The sequence below is a fragment of the Pelagibius sp. genome (assembly GCF_028289705.1).
In the GTDB taxonomy this organism is placed as follows: Bacteria; Pseudomonadota; Alphaproteobacteria; order Kiloniellales; family Kiloniellaceae; genus Pelagibius.
Genome location: NZ_JANQOI010000012.1, coordinates 1 through 14,621, shown reverse-complemented (window position 1 = coordinate 14,621; position 14,621 = coordinate 1). Strand labels below are relative to the sequence as shown.

General features: G+C 64.9%; 15 protein-coding genes. 5 read left to right on the top strand and 10 right to left on the bottom strand.

Annotation, left to right across the window (positions count from 1 at the left end; genetic code table 11):
• The 5 genes from Q0996_RS01040 to ftsE form a co-directional block, all read right to left on the bottom strand.
• Positions 1-1,952 (bottom strand): adenosylcobalamin-dependent ribonucleoside-diphosphate reductase (locus Q0996_RS01040; RefSeq protein ID WP_299615098.1); only part of this gene is annotated, 1,952 nt, incomplete at its 3' end.
• 210 nt (positions 1,953-2,162) lie between these two features.
• Complete coding sequence (locus tag Q0996_RS01035; protein ID WP_299615096.1) at positions 2,163-2,912, bottom strand: 1-acyl-sn-glycerol-3-phosphate acyltransferase; 750 nt, start codon at positions 2,910-2,912, stop codon at positions 2,163-2,165.
• The gene (locus tag Q0996_RS01030; protein WP_299615094.1) at positions 2,909-3,559 is read right to left on the bottom strand and encodes a YdcF family protein; all 651 of its coding nucleotides are present in this window, start codon (positions 3,557-3,559) and stop codon (positions 2,909-2,911) included. The genes Q0996_RS01035 and Q0996_RS01030 overlap by 4 nt, the downstream gene beginning before the upstream one ends.
• On the bottom strand, positions 3,559-4,452 hold the full coding sequence (locus Q0996_RS01025; protein ID WP_299615092.1) for an ABC transporter permease: 894 nt from the start codon (positions 4,450-4,452) through the stop codon (positions 3,559-3,561). Before Q0996_RS01025 ends, Q0996_RS01030 begins: the two co-directional genes overlap by 1 nt.
• The gene (gene ftsE, locus Q0996_RS01020) at positions 4,449-5,207 is read right to left on the bottom strand and encodes a cell division ATP-binding protein FtsE (RefSeq protein ID WP_322096619.1); all 759 of its coding nucleotides are present in this window, start codon (positions 5,205-5,207) and stop codon (positions 4,449-4,451) included. Before ftsE ends, Q0996_RS01025 begins: the two co-directional genes overlap by 4 nt.
• Before the next feature lie 146 nt (positions 5,208-5,353).
• Between ftsE and Q0996_RS01015 the strand changes: the two genes are divergently transcribed.
• The 3 genes from Q0996_RS01015 to Q0996_RS01005 all read left to right on the top strand — a co-directional run bounded on the left by Q0996_RS01015 (position 5,354) and on the right by Q0996_RS01005 (position 8,719).
• Positions 5,354-6,004, top strand: coding sequence for a DUF3426 domain-containing protein (locus tag Q0996_RS01015; RefSeq protein ID WP_299615090.1), 651 nt, complete (start codon positions 5,354-5,356; stop codon positions 6,002-6,004).
• A gap of 181 nt (positions 6,005-6,185) precedes the next feature.
• Complete coding sequence (locus tag Q0996_RS01010; RefSeq protein ID WP_299615088.1) at positions 6,186-6,563, top strand: response regulator; 378 nt, start codon at positions 6,186-6,188, stop codon at positions 6,561-6,563.
• A gap of 248 nt (positions 6,564-6,811) precedes the next feature.
• The gene (locus Q0996_RS01005; RefSeq protein WP_299615085.1) at positions 6,812-8,719 is read left to right on the top strand and encodes a bifunctional diguanylate cyclase/phosphodiesterase; all 1,908 of its coding nucleotides are present in this window, start codon (positions 6,812-6,814) and stop codon (positions 8,717-8,719) included.
• Between the two features lie 52 nt (positions 8,720-8,771).
• Here Q0996_RS01005 and Q0996_RS01000 read toward each other — a convergent pair whose 3' ends face one another.
• Complete coding sequence (locus Q0996_RS01000; RefSeq protein ID WP_299615083.1) at positions 8,772-9,083, bottom strand: MarR family winged helix-turn-helix transcriptional regulator; 312 nt, start codon at positions 9,081-9,083, stop codon at positions 8,772-8,774.
• On the opposite strand from Q0996_RS01000, the gene Q0996_RS00995 reads away from it, so the two are divergent.
• Complete coding sequence (locus Q0996_RS00995; RefSeq protein WP_299615081.1) at positions 9,060-9,287, top strand: hypothetical protein; 228 nt, start codon at positions 9,060-9,062, stop codon at positions 9,285-9,287. The genes Q0996_RS01000 and Q0996_RS00995 overlap by 24 nt on opposite strands.
• A gap of 142 nt (positions 9,288-9,429) precedes the next feature.
• On the opposite strand, the gene Q0996_RS00990 is transcribed toward Q0996_RS00995, so the two are convergent.
• The 3 genes from Q0996_RS00990 to Q0996_RS00980 form a co-directional block, all read right to left on the bottom strand.
• Positions 9,430-11,229: an ATP-binding protein gene (locus tag Q0996_RS00990; protein ID WP_299615079.1), complete on the bottom strand. Its 1,800-nt coding sequence runs from the start codon at positions 11,227-11,229 to the stop codon at positions 9,430-9,432.
• A gap of 217 nt (positions 11,230-11,446) precedes the next feature.
• A complete protein-coding gene (locus tag Q0996_RS00985; RefSeq protein WP_299615077.1) occupies positions 11,447-12,280 on the bottom strand; it encodes a class I SAM-dependent methyltransferase in 834 nt (277 codons plus the stop codon).
• Positions 12,281-12,395: 115 nt separating this feature from the next.
• Positions 12,396-13,208, bottom strand: coding sequence for an MBL fold metallo-hydrolase (locus Q0996_RS00980; RefSeq protein ID WP_299615075.1), 813 nt, complete (start codon positions 13,206-13,208; stop codon positions 12,396-12,398).
• Between the two features lie 163 nt (positions 13,209-13,371).
• On the opposite strand from Q0996_RS00980, the gene Q0996_RS00975 reads away from it, so the two are divergent.
• Complete coding sequence (locus Q0996_RS00975) at positions 13,372-14,277, top strand: aminoglycoside phosphotransferase family protein (protein WP_299615072.1); 906 nt, start codon at positions 13,372-13,374, stop codon at positions 14,275-14,277.
• Between the two features lie 24 nt (positions 14,278-14,301).
• Here the strand turns inward: Q0996_RS00975 and Q0996_RS00970 are convergent.
• The coding region (locus tag Q0996_RS00970; RefSeq protein ID WP_299615070.1) for a DUF4175 family protein at positions 14,302-14,621 on the bottom strand (320 nt) is incomplete at its 5' end.

The window sequence follows — 14,621 nt, the reverse complement described above, 5'->3', positions numbered from 1 at the left end:
AGCGCCAGGGTCCAGGCATAGTGCTCCATGTTCTTGGAGTTGATGAAGATCTCGAAGGGGCGCCGGCGCGGCTCGGCAGCGCCGGTCTCCTGCAGGATGTCGTTGAGGGTGATGTAGATGGCGTGGTCGCTCTCCGGCCAGCGCAGCTTGTAGGTGCAGCCGGGCAGCACCTCCGGCCGGGCCAGGGGATCGGTCATGTAGACCACCTCCGCCTCGGCGGGCGGCCCAACTGCGGCAGGCTCCGCTTTCGGTTCGACCGAAAGCACGGCGCCGGTGACCGGGTTGGGCCGGTAGGTGGTGCAGCCCTTGCAGCCCAGGTCGTAGGCCTGGCCGTAGACATCCTTGAAGGCCTCGAAGGAAATCTCCGCCGGCAGGTTGATGGTCTTCGAGACCGAGCTGTCGATGTAGCGCTGCACCGCGGCCTGCATCACCACATGGGCCGCCGGCTCCAGGCTCTGGGCGTCGACGAAAGCGGCGGACAGGGGGGCGTCCGGGCCTTTGAGGCGGCGGAACAGGCGGTAGGCGTAGTCGCTCACCTCCTGCTCCCGCCGGCTGCCGTCCGGCTGCAGGATGCGCCGGGTATAGGTGAAGCTGAACACCGGCTCCAGGCCGGAGGAGATGTTGTCCGCCAGCAGGGAGATGGTGCCGGTGGGCGCCACCGAGGTCACCAGGGCGTTGCGGATGCCGTGGCGGGCGATGCCCTCGCGCAGGTCTTCGTCCAGCTCGCCGATGGATTCGCCGGCCAGATAGGCCTCGGCATCGAACAGCGGGAAGGGGCCCTTTTCCTCGGCCAGGTCGATGGAGGCCCGGTAGGCGGCGCGCCGGAAGGCGGCCATCCAGCGCTCCGTCGCCTGCACCGCCTCTGCCGAGCCGTAGCGCAGGCCGCAGCAGATCAGGGCATCGGCCAGCCCGGTGATGCCGAGGCCGATGCGGCGTTTGGCCCGGGCCTCCTGGCGCTGGGCCTCCAAGGGAAAGCGCGAGGTGTCGATGGCGTTGTCGAGCATGCGCACCGCCGTCGGCACCAGCGCTTCCAGGGCTTCCAGGTCCAGCGCGGCCTCCGCCTCGAAGGGCCGGGTCACCAGGGCCGCCAGATTGATCGAGCCGAGCAGGCAGGCGCCGTAAGGCGGCAGCGGCTGCTCGCCGCAGGGATTGGTCGCCTGGATGGTCTCGCAGTAGTGCAGGTTGTTGCGCCGGTTGATGCGGTCGATGAAGATCACCCCCGGCTCGGCGGCGGCATAGGTGGCCCGCATGATGCGGTCCCAGAGGTCGCGGGCCTGCACGACGCGGTGGACGCTGCCGTCGAAGGACAGCGGCCAGGGCCGGTCCTCGCGCACCGCCTGCATGAAGGCATCGCTGACCAGGACCGAGAGATTGAACATGGAGAGGCGGCCCGGCTCCTGCTTGGCTTCGATGAAAGCCTCGATGTCGGGATGGTCGCAGGCCAGGGTTGCCATCATGGCGCCGCGGCGTGAGCCGGCGCTCATGATGGTCCGGCACATGGCGTCCCAGACGTCCATGAAGGACAGCGGGCCGGAGGCGTCGGCGCCGATGCCGTGCACCGGCGCGCCCTTGGGGCGCAGGGTGGAGAAGTCGTAGCCGATCCCGCCGCCCTGCTGCATGGTCAGGGCGGCTTCCTTCAGATGCTCGAAAATCCCCGACATGTCATCGGGGATGGTGCCCATGACGAAGCAGTTGAACAGGGTAACGTTGCGCTCGCTTCCGGCCCCGGCCTGGATGCGTCCGGCAGGCAAGAACCGGAAATCGCGCAGTGCGTTAAAGAATTGTTGCTCAACGATGTTTTGGGTTGAGTCCTCGGATTCCGCTGCCGCCAAAGCGCGTGCAATCCGCTGCCAGCTCTCCTCAATGGTTTTGTCCACAGGCTCGCCGGAGGCCGTCTTGAGGCGGTATTTCAGATCCCAGATCTCTTGCGACAGGGCTGAGAATTCAGACATGGCGAGGCGTCCGGTGGATCGTTAGAACCCTTGTTTCTGCTCACTTTCGGCGGAATTGCAGCGCTGACGATAGGTGCCGTCCAATGGCCGGTCAAGCGGCGCGCGCAGCGGGCCCGGCTGCCGGATTCGCCGTTGGCTTGCATCTTGGCAAGCGGATAATTTCTGTGTCCTGCGGCCCCTGCGGTAGCTGTCCACAGTTTTGCACACAAGCTATCCGGACGGCTGTGCCATGCTTTGCCGCAGGGCCGGTGCGGCCTCCTGCGCCAAAGCCATGCTCGATCCCTCGATCGTTGCTTCCAATTGTTGCAGAAACTCTTTTCTGTTCAACCCGGGATCAATTTTCGGCAGAAACTCCAAAAGGATGGTGCCGGGCCGCTTCACGAAGCTGCGGCGCCCCCAGAACAGGCCCGAGTTCAGGGCCACCGGGACGACGCTGATGTCGAGCTGGCCGTAGAGGGCGGCGACGCCGGGATGGTAGGGGCGCCGCTCGCCGGGGGCGACCCGGGTCCCCTCGGGAAAGATCACCAGGGGCCGGCCATCGGCGGCCACCGCCTTGGCCTTGGCGATCATCTTCCGCAACGCCTTGCTGCCCCCCTGGCGATCCACCGGGACCAGCCCGGCGCGCAGCAGGTAGAGCCCGAACAGCGGGATCCAGGTCAGCTCCTGCTTCAGGATGAAGCTGTGCTCCCACAGCAGCAGGGAGAAGATCATCGTGTCCCAGGCCGACTGGTGCTTGGCGGCCACCAGAAAGGCACCCTTCGGAAGCCGCTCGAGCCCGCGCACCTCGTAGCGCAGGCCGCAGATGAGGGCGAGGCCCGCCATGGTCACGCGCACCCAGAGACGGCCGAGGTGGTAGAGGCCGCTGCGCGGGCCGAGCAACAGCGGCAGGCCGGCGGTCACGATGACCGTGGTCCAGGAATAAAAGAAAACGTTGAACGCGAGCGAGCGCAGCAGGCTCATGTCATCCTCGCGACCAGACCGTCCAGCCAGCCGCGCAGTACCGCGACCAGGTACTTGCTGTACTCGCTGACCAGCAGCGAGGAGCTGCCCGGCCAGAGCCACCAGTCGTCGCGCTTGAAGGGTTCGGGAAAGATGGGGTGCGGGACGATCTCCACCGCCGGCATGCGCCGGCGGAACTCCAGCAGCGAGCGCGGCATGTGGTAGGTGGCGGTGACGAGCCTGAGCGAAGTAATGCCCTCCGCGGCGATCCAGTCCGCGGTTTCGACGGCATTGCCGCGGGTGTTGTCGGCCTCGTAGCCGAGGACCACGCAGCAGGAGAGGTCTTGCGGCGACTGCTGAAAGAGATCCAGCAACTGGCGCACATCGATGCCGCGATAGACCCCGGAGACGAAGAGCTTGTCCGCCTTGTTGGCGGCCAGCAGGTCGAGGGCGGCGGTCAGCCGGTCGCTGCCGCCGGTCAGGACGACAATCGCCCCGGTGCGGCTTTCCGGATCCATGACCTTGGTCGGCAGCAGGTTGGCGAACCACAGGAGGCCGGCGCCCCAGGCCAGGGCGAGGACCAGCAGGCCGGCGGCCAGGCCGCGCAGCCAGCGCAGGCCGCGGCGGGCGGCGCCGGCCCGGTCCTGCCTCAGCGAACGCGGGCGCATTACGGCAGCCTCGCCAGGGTGCGCAGCACGGTGATCCGTGCGGTTACCATGGTCACCAGGGCGGAGGCGACCGGCAGCAGCACCAGCAACGACCACTCGTAGGGTCTGAGGCTGAGGTCGGGCAGCAGGTCCGATTGGACACGCTCCAGCAGGTAGCGGGCCAGATAGAGGGTCGGCAGCGCGCAGAGCAGCCCGATCAGCCCGCCGCGCAGACCGAGACTCAGGGAGTGGTTCTGGAACTGTCGGGCGACGTAGGAATCCTGTGCACCGATCAGATGCAGCAGCTCGATGGCCTGGTCGTGGGCGGCCAGGCCCATGCGGGTGACGAAGGCGACCATGATCGCCGCCGCCAGCACCACCAGGGCGACCACCACCGCCGCCATGATCTCGACGGCGCGGGCCAGGTCCAGCAGATGCGACAGCCAGCGCTGATGGTCGTCAACGAGGCTGCCCGGCGCGATGGCGAGCACCGCGCGGCGCAGCGCGGTCAGGTCCGGCGGCGCCTGCGGGTCAACGGTGACGGCGATCAGCCGCGGCAGCGGCAGGTCGCCGATCAGCGCGGTGTCGCCCAGCCAGGGCTCCAGCAGCGCGGCGATCGCTCCGGTGTGCATGACCTCCACGGAGACCACGCCCTCGGTCTCGGTCAGCAAATCGGCGACGCCCTGCAGTACGGGGTCGGCGCTGTCCTCGCTGCCCGCCGCTGCCGGCGGCAGTTGAACCGTCAGGGCGCCGGCAAGGCCGCGGTCCCAGCGCGCCGCCAGCTTGTTGGCGACCATGGCCCCGGCCAGGGCCAGGGCCGCCAGATAGACCATGATGGCCACCAGTAGCGGCAGGTAGCGGCCCGAGGCATCGTGGTCGAGCGGCACCGCCTGACGCCTGCGCCCACGGCTCATGAGCCGTCGCGTCCGGCGGTGGCGCCCAGATCAGCGCCCAGGCCGGCGGCCAGATCGGCGGCGCCGGCGCGGTTCCCTCCTTCGCCCTGGGCCACGGTTTCGACGGTCCAGATCTGGCCGTCGCTGATGCGGGTGACCGGGTGGTGAAAGCGTTCTACCAGCGCTTCATTGTGGGTGGCGATCACCACGGTGGTGCCGATCTTGTTCAGTTCCTCGAAGAGATAAAGCAGCCGTACGGCCATGCGGTCGTCCAGGTTGCCGGTCGGTTCGTCGGCCAGCAACAGGCTGGGGCGGGCGATGACCGCGCGGGCGATGGCGACCCGCTGCTGCTGCCCGCCGGAGAGGGTGGGCGGCAGGGCATCCATGTGGTCGGCCAGTCCGACCCAGATCAGCAACTCCTCCACATCCTTGTCGCGGCGCGAATCGGTGTCGCCGCTGATGCGCAGGGGAAGGGCCACGTTCTCGCGCGCCGTCAGATGGTCGAGCAGGCGAAAGTCCTGAAAAACGACACCGATCTTGCGCCGCAGCAGCGCGGTTTTGCGCCGCGACAGCCCGGCCACGTCCTTGCCGAAGAGCGCCACCTTGCCGCTGCTGGGCCGCTGGGCGAGATACATCATGCGCAACAGCGAGGACTTGCCGGCACCGCTGGCGCCGACGAGAAAATGGTAGGAACCGGGATCGAAATGCAGGGAGATGTGCTTCAGGATCTCCGGCCCATTGCCATAGCGCAGCGCGACGTCCTCGAAGCGAACCAAGCTTGGAATTCCTTTTGGCGCGAGCTCGAATCGAAAATGGCATAGGCAAGTCAGTCCCGTAAAGGTTCCTGCTCATGCCTTGCTTTGAAAATACCCCGCCCATATAAGGATATCGGATCTCCTGCCTTGGGGGGCAGTCGGCCTCTATGATTGTTTCTTGTCCCGCCTGCGAAAGCCGTTTTGAGGTCGAGCGCGAGCAGCTCGGCCACGACGGGCGAATCGTCCGCTGCGGCAAATGCGGAAACTGCTGGCACCAGATGCCGGAGGAAGAACAGCCCGCGGCCGCGGCGGCCGAAGAGCCTGACCCTCCGCCGCCACCACCGCGGCGGGCGGCCGCGCCGAAAAAGCCCAAGGGAAAGCCGCTGCTGGCCATCGGCTGGCTGGTGCTGCTGATCTTCATCATCGCTCTGGGTGCCGGCGTCTGGTTCGGCCGCGAACAGATCGTCGCGCAGATCCCGCAGGCCGAAACCCTCTACGGACTGCTGGGCATTCCGGTCGGCGACTCGGGGCCGACCCTCGAACTGCGGGTGGCCGCGCCGACCTCCACGCTGCGCCAGGGCGCCCGGGTGATCGTCGTCAGCGGCTCGGTCACCAACCTGACCGAGCGCAAGCAGCCGGTTCCCAAGCTGCGCGCGCGCCTCACCGACAAGGACGGCGCGGTGCTGTTGGAGTGGGAGTTCGAGGCGCCGAAGGCGGAGCTCGACGCCGGCGCCGCGGTGGACTTCTCGACCGAGACCATCGACCCGCCGCGCGAAGGCCAGCACCTCACGATCAACTTCGTGAAGGACGAAGAGTAGCGCTCTTCGGCGACGGCTGGGCGATGCCTGGCATTAAGTCTTGCTTAACCACGCAATGGCAGTTTGGCGACGGGGATCGGGCCGGGCCCATCTCCGAGTCGGACCGGCGAAGGGGCACGCGTTTCTGCCATTCGAAACGATGCCCCGGACAGCACGAGAGTCCGTAGCGAAGGGTTACGAGATGGCGCACATCCTGGTTGCCGAAGACGACACCGCGGTTCAGAGCTTTGTCAGCCGCGCCTTGGCGCACCGCGGTCACAAGGTCACCTCGGTGGAGGACGGCGTACAGGCCCTGGAAGCGCTCGATAGTTCGAGCTTCGATCTGCTGATCACCGATATCGTCATGCCGAGCCTCGACGGCATCGGCCTCGCGCTGAAGGTGGCGAAGGACTTTCCCGCCATGCCGGTTCTGCTGATGACCGGCTATTCCGCCGAGCGCCAGCGGGCGCACAATCTCGAAGAGCTGATCTGCGAGGTCATCACCAAGCCTTTCACGCTGCTGGAAATCTGCGAGGCCGCCGAGGCCGCCCTCAGCAGCGAACCCATGACCTGCCATTAGCGATCAGTAAGCTGCCGATCCGGCTTGGGCCGGGGAGAAGATTTCGACCAGGGGCACATTAACGGCTGCCCGCCGGCGTTTCTCTGGGCCTGTTTATCGGCAATCTCTGACATTCTTGCCTCCTTTAGCCCGTCGGTTTGGCGGCGATTTTCCGCGCCTGTTTCTTGTTTCTTAACTAAACAAATAGATAGTTCTTGGATGCCTGTATTGTTTAATTCAGGCTTCAGGGTCGGGCTTAGAGGGTGAGAATGCTGCGGAGCTCAGGCGCGGAGACACGACGGGAAGTCTCTGTTTCGTCGATTTCGCCAAAGATTCTGATCATCGAAGACGACGCGGTCGACCGCATGCACATAGAGCGGCTGCTGGCCGAGATCTTTGGGTCGGCGCTGCGGCTCGATGTCGCCACCAACTGGGAGGAGGGTGTCGAGGCGGTCGCCGCGAATGCTCACGACATCTGTATCGTGGACTATTTCCTCGGCGCGGGCACGGGCCTCGAACTGATCAGCCGGGCTCCAGAGTCGGGCGACGTTCGCCTCTTCATTCTGCTCACTGGCCAGGAAGACCATCGGATTGACGTGGCCGCGTCGCGCGCCGGCGTTGCCGACTTTCTTGTGAAACGTGATCTGAATGTCAGACGCCTGGAGCGGTCCCTGCGCTATGCCTGCGAATCGATGCGACAGAAGCGGCTGCTGATCGAGCAGAAGGAAGAGCTTCGTACGGCGAAGGCGGAGATCGAGGAGGAAGTGCAAAAACAGCAGGCGCTGACCGAGGAACTGTCCCAGGTTCAGCACGACCTAACCGAGGCCCTGGTGCGTGCCGAAGAGAGCGAGCTGCAATACAGATGGTTGGCCCAGCACGACCTGCTGACCAAGATACCGAACCGCGTGCTCTTTAAGGAGAAGCTCAGCAAGAGCCTGCGGCAGGCCTCGCGGTCGCAGAAAAGCCTGGCCCTGTTCCTGCTCGACGTCGATCGCTTCAAATGGGTGAACGACAGTTTTGGTCATCAGGCAGGCGATGAGCTTCTGGTCCAGGTCGCGCAAAGGCTGACCGACACCGTCCGCGAGACCGATGTCGTTGCGAGGGTCGGTGGCGACGAGTTCGCCATTGTCGTGACGAACCTGGAAGATCAAAACTCGGCATCGGTGGTGGCGGAGAAGGTCATCTCGGCATTGGCTGAGGTATTTGAGATCCTGGACCATCAGGTCACGACCGGTGCAAGCATCGGCATCGCCCTGTGCTCGGGGCAAGACGGCCGAACCCCGGAGACATTGATTCAGGAAGCGGATTCCGCGCTCTACAGGGCAAAGGACGCCGGGCGCGGCGTCTTCCGCTTCTACGACGATGCCCTGGACAAAGAGGTTCAGCGCACGCTGCTGCTCAAGGAAGAACTGCCGAAGGCAATTGACTCAAGCGACCTCGCGCTGGTGTTTCAGCCCAAAGTCGACCTGGCGACGGCGGAGGTTGTGGGCTTCGAAGCGCTTGCCCGCTGGACACACCCCGAACTGGGCGCGATCTCACCTGGCGAGTTCATTCCCATGGCCGAGACCACCGGCCAGATCGTTCCGCTCTCGTCGTGGATCTTTGAACACGCCTTCGGTGTCATGACCTCCTGGAAAGAGACGGCCCTGGACGGCCTGCCGGTGGCGCTGAACCTCTCCGCGTTTCAGCTCAAGCAGCAAGGGCTCGTGGAGGAGTTGCAGGAGCTGATGCGCCGTCATTCTGTCTCTCCCATCCTGCTGGAGCTGGAGGTCACCGAGACCGCGGCTCTGGAAAACCTCGATCTGGCTGTCGTACAGCTCAACAAGCTGCGCGAGCTTGGGATCTCGGTGGCGATCGACGACTTCGGCACCGGCTATTCATCGCTGGCTTTGGCGACGTCTCTTCCGGTCGACCGGCTCAAGATCGACCGCTCCTTTGTCTCCGGTGTCCTGGAAAACAGTGCCGATGCCGCGGCCGTCTGTTCCACGATCACCCTGGCGCACAGCCTTGGGCTCCGAACGGTTGCCGAGGGCGTCGAGACCGACGAACAGCTTGTCCGCCTGGGCCGCTATGGCTGTGATGAAGCTCAAGGATATTTCTTCGGCAGGCCGATGCCGCCTTGCCAGATACCGGGATGGTACGAGACGCGTAAACGCCAATACGCCGCGCCTGCGTAGGGCGTCTTCGACTTGCGTAGAACCGAGCCGGTGCCGTTAAAGCACGAAGACTCTAGAGACCCATGGAAACCGGTGCGGCCGGTGCCGACCAGAGCTGCAGAACCTTCCGGAGGGCATTGCCGGCGGTTTCCAATCCGCCCGTGGTGACGTGGCCCTCCTCCATCCGGAGGGCGTGCCGGTCGAAGAGCGTCGAGAGGCAACGGTAGATCTCCAACCCGCTCTCGGAAGCGCGTACGTGAAACGACCTGCGGTCATGGGGGGACCGCTCCTGGATCATGTATCCGTTCTCCACCATTTTCTTCAAGTTGTAGGAGACGTTTGATCCCAGGTAATGGCCCCGTTGGGCCAGCTCGCCGACCGGCATCTCTTCTTCACCGATGTTGAAAAGGATGAGGGCCTGAACGCTGGTCAGATCTCGTATGCTCCGCTCTTCGAGCTCGGCTTTGATCATCTCAAGGCACTGGCGATGCAGCTGCTCGACCAGCCCGATCGTATCAAGAAACTTCGATTGCATCTTTCCCTCGGCAAGGTTCCGCGCCCGAGTGCTGAGCTTTTGAACGGAGTTTAGACATACTTCGGTTGAGCTTTGCTGAACGGGCGCCGCGTTTCACCTCTCGATCTCCATGAGACCAATCGAGATTGCCTTTTGCGCGAAGAGTCGGTTCAGCGCAGGCGCCTGCGAGCGGTGGCATCCGGCTCGGTGTTCGCATTCAGGCCGCCCATTTGTCAGAGTTGGCCCCGGGCCACTGCTTCGGCCAGGTGAAGCGGAAGCACGTTCCGCGCATCGTCTCAGGATCTGACTCGACCGTGATGGTGCAGCCGGCCGCCTCGATCGTCTTCTTGACGATGGCCAGGCCCATGCCGCTCCCCTCGATTTCATCGCGGCTTCTGAGAACCTGGAACATCATGAAGATCTTCTTCTGCAGATCCTTTGGGATACCCCGGCCGTCGTCGCTGACCGAAAACTCGAAGACGGAGCCTAGGTCCCGGACAGCGACCACGACGTTTCCGAAGGGGGCATCGTGATGCTTGGCGGCATTGCTGAAGAGATTCAGGAAGATCTGTTCCAGCGGCTCCCTTGCGGTGACGAAGCGCGGAAGCGGGGAGGCTAGTTGCAGCTTGAAACGCTGTGACTCTGCTGCGATTCCGAAAAGCTCCGGCAGTACTGTGTTGAGGTCGAGAACGGAAACTTCGGCTCTGTTTCTGCCGACCCTCGAATATTGCAGGAGGTCGTCGAGCAGGCGTCCCATCCGATTTATGCGCCCGTGCAGCAGGGCCATATGCTGTCTCGTTTCGCCTGCAAGGGCGCCTTCCAGATCCTGCTCGATCCAGGTCGCCAGATTGGCGATGCTGCGCAGCGGCGCCTTCAGGTCGTGCGAGGCGACATAGGCGAACTGCTCAAGCTCCGCATTGGACTGGCGCAGGGCCGCCGCGTTGGCCTTGAAAACCCTGACGGCATCGGCCATCTCGCCAAGCTCGTCGGACCCCGAGACCGTCACCCGGACGTCCGTGTTTCCCAGGGCGAGATCGCGGGTTTCCCGGGACAAGCTGGAGAGCCGCCGGGCGACGTCCCGGAGCACATATCGCCAGCCTACGAAGACCGCCGCGGCGAAGGCGAGAGTGGCGACGGTCGCCAGAGTGATGTGGGCGTATGCGACGGTGCTGCGGGCATCTGCACTCGCCGTGTCGACCAGCAGGCCGGCTTCGGAGACGAGGAGAGCGGCATCGGCCTGAAGCCTCTCGCCACGTTCCCGGTTCTCTCTACCCAGTTGGTCCAGTCGGGCGTCGATCTCGATAATCCTGGACTGCAGTCGGACGAGGCTGGCCGGCCCTGGCACCTCCGCCGAAAGGCTCTTGAGGGCCTGAGCAAGGGGTTCCCGCAATTTGGGCCGGTCGACCGCGCGTGCGAAGCTGGCGAGACTGCGCAGGTCGTTGCTCAGCTTTTGACCGATTTCCGCCACCGCGCTTTGGCTATTGGAGAGGATCAATGCGTCGATGTGATGGATCACAGTGCCGGCGAGCAAGCGCATCGCGGTCAGACGCTCAATCGTCCGGTCGTCGGGGCGGCCGGTCTCGGCAAGTCCTGACTCCAGCACAGCGATCAGCCGATTGGCCTCTGCTTTGGTCTGCGCGGCCACAAGCGAGCGCTGACCGGTTGAATGATTGCGCGCGCCGACCAGATCGATGCTGCGCTCGAGGTTGGCGAATACGGACTGAAACGCGGCCTCGATCAGGCGTAGCAGGTCGTCGGCAGCCCCGAGGTCGCGAAGCTGCGCCGCGGTCTGCCGGAAGTTCTCGTCGATCAACCGTATCCCGGCCGCCTCGCGTCGGAGGTGAGCGTTCTCGTCGGCGCTGACCACTGCAGGCGTCGCAGCAACGAGCGCCATGACCTGCATGGCCAGATGGTCGGCCGCGCGCGCCGCGGGCAGGGCGCGGTCCAGCGCCTCGTCTTGGGCGTCTTCAATGACCTCGTAGCTTGCAATGCCCACGATTGCGGCGAGCATGGACATCATCGAGACGCCGACAAAGGCGCTTCCCAGCCTCGTCGCAATCCCGGATCGGTAGGCTGGCCGATTCACTGCCTGCGTCTCGCCTGTAAGGAAATTTAAACGAAAAGTCTATTAAACTGTACGAAATGATTAGAAATAAAGTGTTAACGCGCTGATGATTTCTCCCTTGAGTAGAAGTTGACGCCCAGGCGGTGGTGGCGGCACCTGTGCTGTTTCTTTAGAGCCGAGCGATCACCGCGAATTCATCGGGCGATGACCCCAAAGGGCCGCCGGTCAGCACGTCCACCACCTGCTCGATGCTGAAGCCGTTGTCGGCGAGTTCCGCTGCGATGCTGTCGGGATCGAAGTACTGCAGCCAATTGAAGATCTCGCGGGAGCGATGGGGCTCGACGATCAGATAGCGGTCGAGGGCAATGTTCCGATCGCCATAGAGAAACACACTCAGAAAACCGAAGTAGTCGCCCGGGGCCCAAAAGCCGTCCATCAAGCGGCGGCCGTAGCTGACCTGTTCCTGCCTTTGGCGGAATTGAGCGACCGAGGAGACATCGAAGACAAAGTGCCCGCCGCGTTTCAGCGACCTGCGGACCTTGCCGTAGAGGCGCTCTCGTTGCGCCGGTGACAGAGCGCAGAGGTCGCCATAGATCAGGCAGACAAGATCCTGCTCGGGCGGCAATTCAGCTTCCAGGTAGTCGGCCTGTTCAAACGCCATGGAGAGGCCCGCCTTCCGTGCCGCGTCGCGAGCGTAGCCGATGGAGCGTGACGAGAAATCAATCCCCGTCACCCGGGCCCCGCGCTGGGCCATGCGCGCCGCATAGAGCCCGGGCCCGCAGCCCAGATCGCAGACCGCCGCGTCCCCGAATCCAAACCTGCGGTCCATCCAGTCGACGATGGCCTCGATGGACGCTGGCCGCCGCGACGCCAGATCGCTTTCGGGATCGAGATGAAAATCCAGCATCCGCGCTGAAATGTGCGGATCGGTCCACAGCGTATCCGCCGTGTAGACGGAGAAAGGCGCCGGGCGCTCATTCAACGCCGCCAAGTCATCAAACATGGGAAGCTCTTTGTTTGTTCGAAGTACCTGCTGCACCAAAGCGGACCGGGTGCATAGGGCGTGTCTGGAGGATATGCCGGTCTCCGAAAAGCTCCTGCCGGCTATGCGTCGATGATTAAAGCCTGCCCAGGACCAGCACCGTCGGGCGGTCCGGCAGGGTCTCCAGGGAAACCTCCGTCGTCTCGTCGCCTTCCACGGCGATGGCGAAGTCCTCGATCATCCCGGCCAGAAAGATGCGCAGCGACTCGCCGCCGAAGTAGTGCATGGGAATGACGAGACTGGTGCGCAGGTCCTGCAGCACCTCGATCATCTGCGGCAGGTCCAGGGTGTAGGTGCCGTCGACCGGCGCGAAGACCACGTCCAGCCGGCCGATCTTCGCCAACTGTTCCGGGGTCGGCTTGTGGTGCAGGTGGCCCAGGTGGCCGATGCAGAGATCAGCGACCTCGAAGATGAAGATCGAATTGCCGAAGGCCTCGGTGCCGCCGGTCCAGCTCCGGATGCTGGTCGGAACGTTGCGGATCAGCACGTCGTCGACGGTCAGCTTGTGCTCGGCGGGCCCGCCCGCCGGGTTCCATCCCCGCAGAACATGTTCGATGGCCGGGTCCAGGAAGTCGGTGTAGTGGGTCTCGTGGGCGTGGTTCATGGTGACCAGGGTCGGCACCGGCCCGGGGCCGGCATAGCCTGCATAGTCGGTGGCGATCACCACACCGGCCGGCGTGCGCAGGCGAAAGGTGGAGTGGTTGACGTAGGTGATCTCCACCGAGGGAGCCGTGCGGGCGGTCGAGAGCGACACCGGCACGAAACCGGGCGTGTCCTCGACATAAGCGAAGCACTGGCTGGCCTGGACCGCTGCCGGAAGGATGAGAGTGCAAAGCGAAAAACTGAGTGCGGCAACGATGGCTAAACGAAGCAAGGCTAAACGAAACATGGTCACACCCTCCAATCTGAGGACGCTTGCGCAGGTCGGGATGACAGCGGTCGAGGCTTTGCCGCATGCCGGAATGACGCTCCCACCGTCGCCCATAGTGCCAGGACCATGTTACCACTGCTAGACGGCCGTTGCGCGGCTTGTCCGGAGAAGGGAGATCGCATTGGCCGGAGGACAGATACAGGCCGAGGCGTTCGTGTCGGACTTGGCCGCGGTGCGCCGCCTGCTTGCCGGACAGTTTCCTCAGTGGTGCGACTTACCCTTGAGCCCGGTCGCCTCCGCCGGGACAGACAACGCGATCTATCGCCTTGGCGACGACATGTGCCTGCGCCTGCCGCGGCGCCCCGAGGCAGCCGACCAGGTCGAGAAGGAATGCCGTTGGCTGCCGGCGCTGGCGCCGCTGCCGCTGGCCGTGCCGAAACCGCTGGGGCAGGGCGCTCCCGCAGAGGGCTTTCCCTGGCCCTGGGCCGTCTTCTCCTGGATCGAGGGTGAGACCGCGAGCCTCGACCGGCTTGACGATCCGCTCGAGGCGGCGGCCACCCTGGCACGCTTCATCGCCGCCCTGCAGGCCGTCGATGTCACCGGCGGGCCGCCCAGCGGGCCGCAGAATCACTTTCGCGGGGTGCCCCTGGCGCAGATGGACAGGCGGACGCGCCGGGCCATCGCCAACCTGGCCGGGGAGATCGATGTTCAGGCGGCCGGAGCCGTCTGGGAGGCCGCGCTGGCCGCGCCACGCTGTGCCGCAGCGCCGGTCTGGGTCCATGGGGACATCCAACCGGGCAACCTTTTGGCCCGGGACGGCAGGATCGCCGCGGTCATCGACTTCGGCCTCCTGGGGGTCGGCGATCCGGCCTGCGACCTGACCGTCGCCTGGATGCTGCTGCCCGCCGAGGCCCGCCCGGCCTTCCGCGCTGTGCTCGCCGTCGACGACGCTACTTGGCTGCGCGGCTGCGGCTGGGCGCTCTATGCCGGGGTCATCGCGCTGGACTACTACCGAGACAGCAATCCATTGCTCTCCAACATGTGCCGGCGCGCGATCACAGAAGTGCTTGCCGACTTCTCGGCGTGAGGGCGATGGCCCGGCTGCCGACTGTCAGAACTGCTGCAGCAGGCGGTCGATGTAGTCCAGTTCCTGGGCCGGACGGCTGCGTTCGCCGCGGCGGCGGCGCAGTTCGTCGACGATCTCGCGGCTGCGCTGCAGTTCCATCTCGTCGGGGATCTGCACGCCTTCGGTGAAGGCCTCGCTGGCCGGCCCGTTGCTCTCGCGCCCCAGGGGGTCGCGCCCCTGCTGGCCGAAGCGCCCGGAGACGCTGCCTTCTCCGGTTTCGCCGGGCTGGTTGGCGAACATCTCCATGAAGCGGTCGAGGGTCGCGCGCATGCCCTGCTGCAACTGGTCGAGGGAGCGGGTCTGGG

Bases quoted from the DNA above. Each gene is read 5' to 3' on its own strand.
- Q0996_RS01035 (WP_299615096.1), bottom strand. From the start codon at position 2,912: ATGAGCCTGCTGCGCTCGCTCGCGTTCAACGTTTTCTTTTATTCCTGG.
- Q0996_RS01030 (WP_299615094.1), bottom strand. From the start codon at position 3,559: ATGCGCCCGCGTTCGCTGAGGCAGGACCGGGCCGGCGCCGCCCGCCGC.
- Q0996_RS01025 (WP_299615092.1), bottom strand. From the start codon at position 4,452: ATGAGCCGTGGGCGCAGGCGTCAGGCGGTGCCGCTCGACCACGATGCC.
- Q0996_RS01015 (WP_299615090.1), top strand. From the start codon at position 5,354: ATGATTGTTTCTTGTCCCGCCTGCGAAAGCCGTTTTGAGGTCGAGCGC.
- Q0996_RS01010 (WP_299615088.1), top strand. From the start codon at position 6,186: ATGGCGCACATCCTGGTTGCCGAAGACGACACCGCGGTTCAGAGCTTT.
- Q0996_RS01005 (WP_299615085.1), top strand. From the start codon at position 6,812: ATGCTGCGGAGCTCAGGCGCGGAGACACGACGGGAAGTCTCTGTTTCG.
- Q0996_RS01000 (WP_299615083.1), bottom strand. From the start codon at position 9,083: ATGCCGGTCGGCGAGCTGGCCCAACGGGGCCATTACCTGGGATCAAAC.
- Q0996_RS00990 (WP_299615079.1), bottom strand. From the start codon at position 11,229: ATGTCCATGCTCGCCGCAATCGTGGGCATTGCAAGCTACGAGGTCATT.
- Q0996_RS00985 (WP_299615077.1), bottom strand. From the start codon at position 12,280: ATGTTTGATGACTTGGCGGCGTTGAATGAGCGCCCGGCGCCTTTCTCC.
- Q0996_RS00980 (WP_299615075.1), bottom strand. From the start codon at position 13,208: ATGTTTCGTTTAGCCTTGCTTCGTTTAGCCATCGTTGCCGCACTCAGT.